The organism is Flavihumibacter sp. CACIAM 22H1 (genome assembly GCF_001601815.1).
Lineage (GTDB): Bacteria > Bacteroidota > Bacteroidia > Chitinophagales > Chitinophagaceae > Flavihumibacter.
Genome location: NZ_LUKG01000048.1, coordinates 1 through 12,026 on the forward strand (window position 1 = coordinate 1; position 12,026 = coordinate 12,026).

The following is a 12,026-nucleotide window of genomic DNA, read 5'->3' on the forward strand; positions in this document are numbered from 1 at the left end:
CGACATAGCTGTTCTGATGGGTTTGATGGGAGCTGATCCTGTTACCTGTGAGGTTGAATCCATTTCAACCAAGGTACAGGAGATCCGGACCAGTGGTGTTTTATCGCTGAATGGAGAACTAGCCCTTCCTTTTGACCTGAACCGGCAATTGGTTTTTCATACCCGCGAGTTTTTGCCATTTCACCCCAATGCACTGCGGTTTCATGCCTTGTTTAAAGGCGGCCATACCGTACATGCCACCTATTATTCCATTGGTGGAGGATTTATACTACAGGAGGGCTTGCAAATGCAGCAAGAAGAAAAAATTGAGCCTCCTTTTCCCATTGATAAGGCAGCAGATCTATTGCATTGGTGCCGAAAAACCGGCTTGTCCATTCATGAAATTGTTGCAGAAAATGAAACCGCCTGGCGGCCCGAAGCAGCTACCCGATCGGGTGTACTGCATATTTGGGAAGTGATGAAACAGTGTATTTACCGGGGTTGCCATACAGAAGGAATGTTACCCGGCGGATTGTCTGTTAAACGGCGCGCCGCTGCGTTAAATAAGAAACTCCTAAGAAATCGTCCGTACAATAATTACGAGGAATGGATTACCGCTATTCGTTCGGGAGGCTCCGATTTTCAATATATCCTCGACTGGGTTTCTTGTTTTGCACTTGCTGTAAACGAGGAGAATGCTTCCTTTGGCAGGGTGGTTACGGCACCTACCAATGGCGCGGCCGGGGTAATACCTGCCGTACTTCAGTATTATGCCGTGTTTTGCAACGGAACGGAAGATACCATTTACCAGTTTATTCTAACTGCTGCTGAAATCGGCAGCATCTTTAAAAAGGGCTCTACGATTTCGGCCGCTATGGGCGGTTGCCAGGCAGAAATTGGGGTGTCTTCTTCCATGGCAGCGGCTGCATTAACCGAATGCAGAGGCGGCACACAAAGGCAGGCCCTGATGGCAGCTGAAATAGCTATGGAACATCATTTGGGATTAACCTGTGATCCCATCGGCGGATTGGTACAGGTGCCCTGCATAGAAAGAAACACCATGGGAGCCATTAAAGCCATTACTGCCTCACAGTTGGCCTTGCAAAGTGCCCCGGATTTTGCTAAGGTTTCATTGGATGCCGTCGTAAAAACGATGTGGGATACCGCCCAGGATATGAACAGCAAATACAAAGAAACCGCCGATGGCGGACTCGCAATAAATATTCCCTTAAGTTTGCCGGAATGTTGATCAACAATTCTGTTGAATCCGTGTTAATGCAGCTGGAACTCTCTTTGAACGAAACTTGTAAATGACCTGTAGCTATGGCAGTATTAGGTATTAATCCTTTAAAAAGGATCCTTAAAATACTACGCTTTCAAAAGAAAGATATAACGGCAATATATTTTTATGCCGTTTTAAATGGATTGGTTCAATTATCCCTTCCCCTTGGGATTCAATCTATCGTAAGTTTTGTTCTCGGAGGTGCTATTTCAACCTCCATTGTTGTATTAATTATCCTGGTTGTACTGGGGGTGTTTTTTAACGGGCTCTTCCAGGTAAATCAGATGAAATTAATTGAAAAAATTGAACAACAGGTTTTTGTTCGGTATTCCTTTGAGTATGCACAAACGCTTCCGCGGCTTAATTTAAAAAGTGTGGATGGTTATTTTCTACCCGAACTAACCAATCGTTTTTTTGATACCGCTTTATTGCAAAAAGGCCTTTCCAAGTTATTGCTGGATTTTCCTACGGCAACTATCCAGATCATTTTCGGATTAATCCTGCTCTCCTTCTATCATCCCATATTTATCTTATTCAGCCTGGTATTTGTATCCATCGTATACCTGATAATCCGGATGACCAGTGCCAAGGGGCTTGAAACAAGCGTGGAAGAAAGCAATCATAAATACGAAGTCGGCGGATGGCTGGAAGAAATTGCGCGGGTGGTAACGAATTTTAAATTTGCCCGTGACTCCAGTCTTCATCTGCAAAGAACCGATACAATCGTTACCAACTATCTGAATGCCAGAACCCGCCATTTCAGGATACTTAAACTGCAATACTGGGCGCTGATTGGCTTTAAAATAGCTATTACGGCGGCTATGCTCATTGTAGGGGTGATATTGCTGGTTGGCACCGAACTGAATATCGGGCAATTCGTAGCCGCGGAAATTATTATTCTGCTGGTGATCAATTCTGTAGAAAAACTTATCGTTAATATCGACAATGTATATGATATCCTAACCTCCCTCGAAAAGCTGGAGAAAGTAACGGATCAGCAACTGGAACTGGATGGTAAAAGAGAACTGGTACCCTACCCCAACGGCGTAGAGATCCTGGTAAAGGATTTAAACTTCTCCTATAGGGATGGACAACCTATTTTACAGGAGCTGAACTTTCATATTAAAGCGGGTGAAAAAGTACAGATAATGGGGGAGAATGGTTCCGGAAAATCAACCCTTATCCGGGTATTAAGTGGCGCCTATCAACCATTTGAAGGTACGGTTGCCTATAACAACCTGCCGATGGAACAATATGATTTCAGTTCCTTCAGGCGACGTACCGGCGTTTTTCTTAGTAACCAGGAATTATTTGAGGGTAGTTTGCTGGAGAACATAACCATGGGAAATGATAAAGTTTCTATTGATGAAATTATGCAATTGGCGGAAATGGTAGGACTGCGCCAGTTTTTCATTTCCTCGAAAGCCGGCCTGGAAATGACCATCAACCCCATGGGAGAACGATTGCCGAGAAAGGTGGTACAGAAACTATTATTATTAAGGGCACTTGTTAATTCCCCCTCTTTTTTGTTGTTGGAAGAACCCTGGCTGGGATTGGAAAAACAATATTGCGACCGTATAAAAAACTACTTACTGAACGACCTCCCATCCACCACCTGTATAGTTATCAGTAATGATCCTGCTTTTGCTACCCGGGCCGACCAGGTAATTTACCTGGAAGAGGGCAGTATTAAAGCCATTGGAAAATGGGAGCTTATTAAAGAACAGTTAACAAGTAATTAATATGGAACACGTAAAAGAAACAATTGCCCGGCAGGCACCCGGAAAACAATTCAGCTCTTTTGACGCTGTTTACATGATTAACAGGTCGAGCAAGGTGAAGTACTGGATGTTGGGGGTGCTGGGAACATTGGTGGTTTGCCTGTTCCTGCCCTGGACGCAGAATATCCGTTCAAGGGGGGCTGTAACCACTCCCAGGCAGGAGCAACGGCCACAGGAGCTGAATGCTATTATTGGCGGACGCATTGTAAACTGGCATGTTAAAGAAGGTGACCTGGTAAAAAAAGGAGACACCATTTTGCAATTAGCGGAAGTAAAAGTGGATTATCTTGATCCTAACCTGGTGCCCCGTACCAAAGAACAATTAACCGCTAAACAGGATGCGGTAGAAAATTATAAAGGCAAGATTACTACCATTAACCAACAACTGGTTTTTCTCAAAGAAGGATTGGAGATCAAAGTAAGGGAACTGGAAAACAAAATTCAACAGCAACAATTCAAGATCCGTAGTGATAGCATGGAACTGCAGGCTGCGCAGAATGACTTTGCATTTAAACAGGAGCAATACAAACGCCAGCGCGTGCTTTATGATTCCGGGGTAGCATCTTTACTGTCGCTTGAACAAAGAAGCCAGGCGGTTCAGGATGCATTGGCCAAAAGAACCAGCGCTGAGATAAAGCTGACCAATTCCTTCCAGGAACTTACCCGTTTGCAATTGGAACTGAATGGCGAAAGGCAACAATACCTGGAAAAAATTTCTAAGGCGGAGGGAGAACGCTTTACCACCAGCTCCCAGATAGCTACAGGCATGGGGGATATTGCTAAACTGGAAAATCTATATACCAGTTATGATATCCGCAACCAGCTCTATTATGTTGTTGCACCACAGGACGGACAGGTTACCAAGGCCCGAAAATCGGGCTTGAACGAAGTGGTAAAAGAAGGCGAAATGCTGGTGGAAATTGTTCCCTCCAATTATCAGTACGCGGTGGAGGTTTTTGTAAAGCCGGTAGATCTTCCCCTGGTAGCACCGGGCCAGAAAGTAAGGTTTGTGTTTGACGGGTTTCCCGCTATCGTATTCAGCGGCTGGCCGGAAGCTTCTTATGGAACTTTCGGCGGCCTGATAACTGCCGTGGAAAGCTCCGTTAGCGCCAATGGTCTTTTCAGGGTACTTGTGACAGAGGATCCCAACGATAAACCCTGGCCTAAAACGCTTCGTATGGGTACCGGCGCTATTGACATAGCCCTCCTGAAGGATGTACCCATCTGGTATGAACTATGGCGGAATATCAATGGCTTTCCGCCCGATTATTATGTTCCGCAAAAAACAGAGGCGGATGGTAAGAAAGGTAAATCATCGATCTAATTGAAGAAAATGCGGATACCTGTGTTACGGATTTTTTGTTTAATGCTTATTGGTTGCCTGGTTTTTCCCACACGCAGTACCGGGCAGGTGGCAGACTCTCTTTCCTATACTTTAAGTGAACAGCAGTTGCTGGCCATTATCCGGAAATTCCATCCTTACCTTCAACAGGCAAACTTGCAGGTTGACCAGGCTGGTGCGTTTATTCGGGAAAGCAGGGGCGCTTTTGATCCGGTGCTTTCTACCAATTTTGACAAGAAAACATTTGATGAACAACTTTATTACAATTATTTCAACCCCGAAATAGTTATTCCCACCTGGTATGGAATTGAAGTATACGGCGGATTAGAAGAAGTATTAGGTAACAGAACAGCCGTTGAGCGAACGCTGGGAAAATCGAGTTACCTGGGAGTAAGTGTTCCTCTCGCAAAAGACCTGGTGCTCGATAAAAGAAGGGCTGTATTGAAGCAGGCTAAAATAATGCTGAACCAAACGGCTGCAGAAAGGCAGAACCTGGTAAATGATCTCTTAAACGAATCACTGGCTGTGTATTGGACCTGGGTTCGGAATTACCAGGTTTACCGGATTTTAAAAGAGGCCGTTGACGTTAATGCAGATCGGTATCGATTTATACGGCTGGAAGCCATCCAGGGGCTTCGAGCCGCCATGGATACTACCGAAGCCCTGACGCAATTGCAACAGTTCCAGTTACTGGAGGCGGATGCTTACCTGCAATTCCAGAATGCCGGTTTGGAGTTGTCTAATTTCCTTTGGCAGGAAGAAAATAAGGTGTTTGAATGGAATGAACGCATTGTGCCGGATAGTAGCTGGGCTGCCAGTAATGATTGGAAAATTGATCTTCCATCGCTGGATGAGTTGGTAACAAGTGCAAGACTGGAGCATCCTAAATTAAAAGCGTATCAATATAAACTAGGCGTGCAGGAGATTGAAAGGCGCTTAAAATTCCAAAGCCTACTGCCCAAAGCAGATTTAAAATACAACCTGCTCAATAAAGGCTACAATGTAGTAGATAAACTGGATCGGGCCTTCCTGGAAAATAATTATAAAATCGGCTTCTCTTTTCAGATGCCCTTATTTCTTCGGCAGGGCAGGGGAGCTTACCAACAGGCCAAGATTAAAATACGCCAGACCAACCTCGATATTGATCAGATACAACTGGAAATTGAAAATAAAGTACGCAACTACTACAACGAACTGATGACCCTGCGCAAGCAGATCGCTATCAATGAAAGTGCGTACGATAATTACCTGCGCTTATTTCGGGGAGAGAACCTGCGTTTTACCGTAGGCGAAAGCACTCTTTTCCTGCTCAATGCAAGGGAAAATAAAGTATTGGAATCGCTTCAAAAACTTATTGAGCTCAAGACAAAATGGTATAAATCCAAAGCCGGGCTGGTTTGGGCCGAGGGCAAATGGGGACAGTTACCCTATACGCCAGCTTCCGAATAATCCCGGATTACATGGTACAATGTATCGCGCTCCACGGGTTTGCGGCGCGCCTGACGAATCAATTGCACCAATTCTTCGGTGGTCATTGTAGGCGTTTGCTCTTCTGACCCTGCCATGGAATAAATTTTGGTTGAATCATCAATAGTTCCATCAATATCATTTACACCAAAAGATAGTGTAAGCTGCGCATTATTGCGTCCAAGCATGGGCCAGTAAGCTTTCAAATGCGGGAAGTTATCCATGTAAATACGGGCAATGGCATACATCCGCATATCCTCTATGATAGTGCTTTCCGGAATATGACTCATGGCATTGTCCTTATTGCGGAATTTCAACGGAATAAAGGTGTTGAAGCCGCCGGTTTCGTCCTGCAATTGCCGTAATTGCTCCATATGATCAATGCGGTGGCTAAATTCTTCTATATGGCCGTAGAGCATGGTAGCATTGCTGTGCATACCCAGTTCATGTGCAATGCGGTGAATTTCCAACCAGCCGGCACCATCCACTTTATCTTCACAAATTTGTTTTCTTATGTCAGGTGCAAATATTTCAGCTCCCCCTCCGGGTAAGGATTGCAGCCCTGCTTCTTTCAGAAAAAGCATACCTTCTTTCCGGCTCATTTTTGCCTTACGAAACATATAATCGAGCTCTACCGGGGTAAACCCTTTTACGTGCAGATCGGGCCGGTGTGCTTTGATCTTTTTCAGCAGGTCGGCGAAAAAATGAAGGGTTAATTTCGGGTGTACGCCTCCAACAATATGAACTTCGGTAACTGGTTGCCCGTCGTATTTTTTAACAATGTCCAGCATTTGGTCAGCGGTTAGCTCCCAGCCTTCTTCCTTATGCGCGTAAAGCCGTGAATAGGAGCAGAAATTGCAACTGAATACACAAATATTGGTTGGCTCAATATGGAAATTGCGGTTGAAGTAAGTAGTATCTCCATGTTTGGTTTCCCGTATATGATTGGCCAATGCGCCCAGCCAGGGCAGGCTGCCTTTTTCAAATAATAAAAGCGCTTCATGGGGTAATACACGATCTCCCCGGAAAACTTTATTTCCTATAGCCTGTAATTCCGGATCCGGTTGTGTTAGCTGTACTTGTTCAAATACTTCCTGCGTCATCTTAACGGGTGGTCTTTATGATTTTCGTACTTCGAACCTTATTGGTGTAGATGAGTCGAACATAATAGGTGCCAGCAGCATGCCGACGAATATCTACAGGTATAAAACTTCCGGCATTTCCTGAATAGGACCTGGACCAGATTGTTTGACCTACTGCATTAACAACTTCAATGCGCCGAAGGTTCTCAAGTTCCCGATAATGCCGTACCTGCAATTGACCATCTGTTGGGTTCGGAACTACCAGGTAACCCTTTTCTTTCAATATTGGCGGCAAAGTTAAGGTATAGAGCTGTATGTTATCGAGGTAAAGATTGTTCCCCTGCTGGTTGATATTCCGGAAAATAATCTGGAAGGGCTCCTGCTGTGCCACCAATTGGGTCAGATCAATTGAATCCGTTCTCCACTGGCTACGGCTAAACGGAACAAATTCTACCGTACCTGGCGTATTGGGATCTGTAATGGTTTGAAGTGCCTGCCCCCATTGCGAAAACAAGAGGACCGAATCTGTACCGCAGTTTCGGGTTAGCCAGATTTGGAGGGTATCGGTAGCCTGGCCGGCTGGTTTGGAAGTTATGTACGACAGGTCAAACTTTAGGAATACAGAGTCAACCGCGCCGGTTCGTACCGGTGGCAGGAAAAGATCATGGCGGGCACCGTTCAAAATATTAATGAAATTCCTGCTAAGCGCCGATCGTAACCCGGTACTGGCAGGCCCCGCTGCCAACTGCCAGCCTGTGGGGCCCGAGGGGCTGCTCTGCGCATCCCAATAGGCAGGCGGAAAACTACCCTGTTCAAAACTTTCTAAAAGAGGCAGTGGTACCTCTTCAAAAAGAAAAACGCGCTGTACCAGGGTATCGTTGGAAGTAAGCAGGTCGGGTTGCCCGTTTGGCCGGTCCGTAAACACCCTGAACCGGTTTATTCCCTGCACTAACCCGGTGAAGCTGCTGTCATAATTCAACCGGTAAGTGCTGCCGCTGGTAAGGTTCAGCCCGGTAATAGTGCGAGCAACCAGTGCATCCTCATTCAACTGAAGGAAAATACGGAAGCTGGTTATAGTGGTTTTGCCAGTATTGGTTAATTCAATCGTAGGAACGAAACTGGTACTGCAGATAGTGGCAGCAGGTTCTATTATTGTTCGAACTGAAAGATCTCTGGCAGGTAGTGAAAAAGGAGCCAACTGGATATCATCCAAAAATATGTTCTGACCGAATTTATTGAGGCTTACAAATGCAAACCGCACATTTCCGACGCTGTTAAATCTACTAACAGGAATGCTTAACCGATTTTCGGTCCATTCCTGGTTTGCTGGAATCCAGTTAAGATCTCCGGTTGTACCCGACGTACTGGCCAGTTCAGCGCCTCCTTTTTTCCAGATCAGTTCTGTAAAAGTATTACCGCAATCGAGAGAGGCCATTAGCATCAGCGTATCTGCAAATTCCGGCGAATTGGAATAGGGTTTATAGGCATGTGAAAACCGGACGATGACGGAATCCACATTGTTCAGTTGCATGGATGGCGCCACCAGGTAATCCAGGTCGCCGGGTGAATTATAATTGAAAATATTCAAAAAGGCCGAAGCTGTTCCTGTTTTACTGGCAAGGGTGGTACGGGCCCAGCTGAGACTACCGGTATTAGGGTTGAGGATATTCCATCTTGCAGGTGGAAAGCCGGCTGCTTCAAAGCCCTGGGAAATAGTGCCTGTTAAGGGCGGTTGTAAAACAAAGTTGACCGTAAGGCTATCGTTAAAGGGTCTTTCATCCGGTACCCCATTCGGCAAACTCACAAAAACCTGCAGGGCATAGCTGGCTTCGGCACTAACTGTTATAGGCAGGCTAATAGAAGTGGCTTGTCCGAATGCCAGGTTACCGGTAAAAGGTATGAACTGAACGGGTCCGTTATTTAGGCGCCAATTGATGCGGGCGCTGGTTAAGGGCTGCATGCCGCTGTTGGCTAGTTGTATCGTTGGCTGGAAATCAGCGGCCGAACAGAAAATTTGTCCATTCAGGGGGGATTGAATACCGGCCAATTTAGCATCATTGTTTTTATTGGGAGCCAGTTTGATGGCAGATATCCTGGTTTTCCAGCCGCCCTGCGCTCCATACATAGAGGTTAACCAGAATATGGAATCAGCCACCGGGTCGGGAGCTATCATATTGTAATCGCCCCACCGGGCGGAAAACGTACCGTAACCAGATCCGGTAACGACGCTTGTTTCATCCGCGGGCAGGCTTCCCAGCACATCGGTTTCATTTCTTCCCGTAACCCTTATAGACGGCCATAGGGTGGAAGAAGATGCATTGTAAACGGCTGCAATCTGCCCCAGGGCATTGAAGTTCATAGAGGGGTAAAAGCGATGCGTATTATCAGGCGCATAAGTGCCCTCCTGGTAAAGCGTCCAGGCTGCCCCCGTTTTACGCAGTTCGTGCCAGCGGATGCCGGCAATGCCCGGAGGGCCTGCATTTACCGTATGGTAAACCAGGATAGATTCATGGGTGGCAAACCGGCGGTAGACCGGTTTATCCATCACAAAACTGGTCGTTGCCATAAGCCGGTTATTATTACCTGGTGTTTGTATACAGGCCTGGAAATAACCTCCGTCGCTGCAAAGAGTGGTAGTAAAGGGCGCTGTTGGTACAGAGCCTGCGTGCAGCAGGGTGCTGTTGGCACTGTTTGAAAAATCTACGGAAAATGCTAGTAAACCAATACTGTCGGTATCTGCCTGGCTGGTTCTGGCATCGTCGTTCCGGAAGGCAAATAAACCCGGGGCGCCTGCGTCGGGCAAGCCTTGTCCAAAGGCATTGACAGGAGCAATTCCATCGTATTTATTTACATCGTTGAGGCGAACCCGTTGCATTTGCACCGAATTTGCGCCGTTCAGCATCTGCTCTTTGTTGAATGCAAACAGCGATACCCCTGAAAACAGGTTATCGGGTAGGGTAAAATCTCTGGAACTGGCATACCAGGCATCGGGCCAAACCGAAATTTTGGGATAATCCGGGAAAAAACTGGGGTCGGTGAATTTATAAATGAACCAGGCACCGAGGGGATCGTTGGTTTGTGAAACAAAAAAGATCAAGGTATTGATATCTCCGCTACCTGCGGGGGTGCCAAATTCCATCATTATGTAGCGGTCGGCATACTGGTCGTATAAACAGATGCCATCGCCCGCTCCGCTATAACCCGATTCCTGGGTGAGGTTATCCAGGTAAACTGGTTCTGTTAATGAATTTCCCGATTTATTATATACCTGGAAATAGGCGCCGGAAGGGCCATTTACCAGCTGAATGATATGATTGGGGCCAACGCATAGGGTAGGATCGGCCGGGGTTAATTCAGCAGCAGACATACCTTCCTGGTTAACACTGATTTCGGGCGATAAAATATTGGTCCCAAGCGGACGAGCCAGCCGGTTGGAGTTGCCAAAGCGCAACGGATCCTCTATCAGCTGTACCGCTGTAGGATCATTTCGTACTACCGGCCCCTTGCGTTTTCCGCGGTTCCAGAGCAGTCCATGCCGGTCTCGCACCACAGTATTTAACCGGCCTGGCGGAATATGCAGCTGCCGGATAGCCGGGCTGGAGCCGATTTTAGTTCCCCTGCCTGAAAGAATAGCCGGCTTTTGTGCCAATGGAGAACCCAGTAAACCCAGCATCAAAAAGATCGTAATTAATAAATTCTTGAACATGAACAGCTTTTCCCTTGGCGAACTACAAATATAAAGGCCATCGATCATGAGTGTTATAAAAACTTCTATCTTGCTGGCACGAAAAAACACATGCATGGATAGATTCCAGGGATTGATTGGAATAGTTCTGATACTAGGAATTGCCTATTTATTCTCCAATAACAAAAAGAAGATCAATTTACGCGTGGTGGGCAGCGGCATTGCCCTGCAGTTGATAATTGCCATTCTTGTTCTGAAAGTGCCTGCTGTTACCCGTTTTTTTCAGTTCCTCGGCAAAGGCATGGAAAAAATTGAAGTGTTTGCCCGAAAAGGAGCCGCCTTTGTTTATGGCGGCTTAGCTGCTTACCAGCCGGATGGCACCATTGGTAATTATGTGGGGGGCGGCTTTGTATTTGCATTTAATGTTACCGCTACCATTATACTGGTATGTGCGCTGGTGGCCGTGTTCTACCATTTTGGTGTTATGCAGCGGATTGTAGCCGTTATTGCAAAAGCTATGAATTTCGTAATGCGGGTAAGTGGAGCAGAAGCGTTGAGTAATGTTGCGTCTGCCTTTGTAGGGCAGGTGGAAGCGCAGGTAATGATCCGGCCTTATTTACAAACCATGACCCGTAGTGAGCTGCTGGCCAGTATGAGCGGAAGCCTTGCCTGTATTGCCGGTGGCATTCTGGTAGTGTATGCAAATATGGGAGCCCAGGCAGGCTTAGACCTTGCACCCAAGTTGATTATGGCCAGCCTGATGGCGGCACCGGGCGCCCTGGTTATTTCGAAAATTGTTTTTCCCGAAACGGAAGAGAGTCAGACCCTGGGAAGAGTTAAACTGGAAGTAAAGAGCCATTATACCAATGTGGTGGATGCTATTTCTCACGGGGCCGGAGACGGATTTAAAATTGCTATGAATGTAATTGCTATGTTAATCGGGTTCATAGCGGTTATTGCCTGTTTGGATTGGGTATTGATTAAAATCGGCCATATTTTCAACCCGGAATTTGAATTGAGCCTAAATTATATTTTTGGAAAGCTGTTTTATCCATTCGCCTGGGCTATGGGTGTGCCGGTTACTGACGTAGACAGCGTAGCTACATTATTGGGACAAAAACTCACCATCAATGAATTTGTAGCGTTTCAGAACCTCACCAATAATTCGGTGCCAGTGGTTTCGGAAAAAGGCTTACTGATCGTTAGTATTGCTATTTGCGGCTTTGCTAATTTCAGTTCAGTAGGAATGCAAATCGGTGGAATTGGAGAAATTGCGCCGGGTCGGCGAGCTGACCTGGCCCGCCTCGGATTAAAAGCCCTGTTATGCGGTACCCTGGCTTCTTACCTGAGTGCAACTATTGCAGGAATTTTGATGTAAAAGAGTAAACTGTACCGGTCAATGGTAGCT

At 46.3% G+C, this 12,026-nt stretch carries 7 protein-coding genes; 5 read left to right on the forward strand and 2 right to left on the reverse strand.

Annotated elements, in window-relative coordinates:
* From A1D16_RS13520 to A1D16_RS13535, 4 genes are all read left to right on the forward strand, one after another.
* On the forward strand, window positions 1–1,228 hold a 1,228-nt coding region (locus A1D16_RS13520; protein ID WP_290710355.1), incomplete at its 5' end, for an L-serine ammonia-lyase.
* A 74-nt stretch (window positions 1,229–1,302) separates the two neighbouring features.
* On the forward strand, window positions 1,303–3,003 hold the full coding sequence (locus tag A1D16_RS13525) for an ATP-binding cassette domain-containing protein (RefSeq protein WP_290710357.1): 1,701 nt from the start codon (window positions 1,303–1,305) through the stop codon (window positions 3,001–3,003).
* A gap of 1 nt (window position 3,004) precedes the next feature.
* Window positions 3,005–4,366, forward strand: a complete 1,362-nt coding sequence (locus A1D16_RS13530) for an HlyD family efflux transporter periplasmic adaptor subunit (RefSeq protein ID WP_290710359.1) — start codon at window positions 3,005–3,007, stop codon at window positions 4,364–4,366.
* Window positions 4,367–4,387: 21 nt separating this feature from the next.
* Window positions 4,388–5,833, forward strand: a complete 1,446-nt coding sequence (locus tag A1D16_RS13535; RefSeq protein WP_290710361.1) for a TolC family protein — start codon at window positions 4,388–4,390, stop codon at window positions 5,831–5,833.
* On the opposite strand, the gene mqnE is transcribed toward A1D16_RS13535, so the two are convergent.
* Window positions 5,812–6,954, reverse strand: coding sequence for an aminofutalosine synthase MqnE (mqnE, locus tag A1D16_RS13540; protein ID WP_290710363.1), 1,143 nt, complete (start codon window positions 6,952–6,954; stop codon window positions 5,812–5,814). The genes A1D16_RS13535 and mqnE overlap by 22 nt on opposite strands.
* Before the next feature lies 1 nt (window position 6,955).
* Window positions 6,956–10,639, reverse strand: coding sequence for a choice-of-anchor J domain-containing protein (locus tag A1D16_RS13545; protein WP_290710365.1), 3,684 nt, complete (start codon window positions 10,637–10,639; stop codon window positions 6,956–6,958).
* Window positions 10,640–10,733: 94 nt separating this feature from the next.
* Between A1D16_RS13545 and A1D16_RS13550 the strand changes: the two genes are divergently transcribed.
* Window positions 10,734–11,996: a nucleoside transporter C-terminal domain-containing protein gene (locus tag A1D16_RS13550; protein WP_290710367.1), complete on the forward strand. Its 1,263-nt coding sequence runs from the start codon at window positions 10,734–10,736 to the stop codon at window positions 11,994–11,996.
* Window positions 11,997–12,026: the final 30 nt, after the last annotated feature.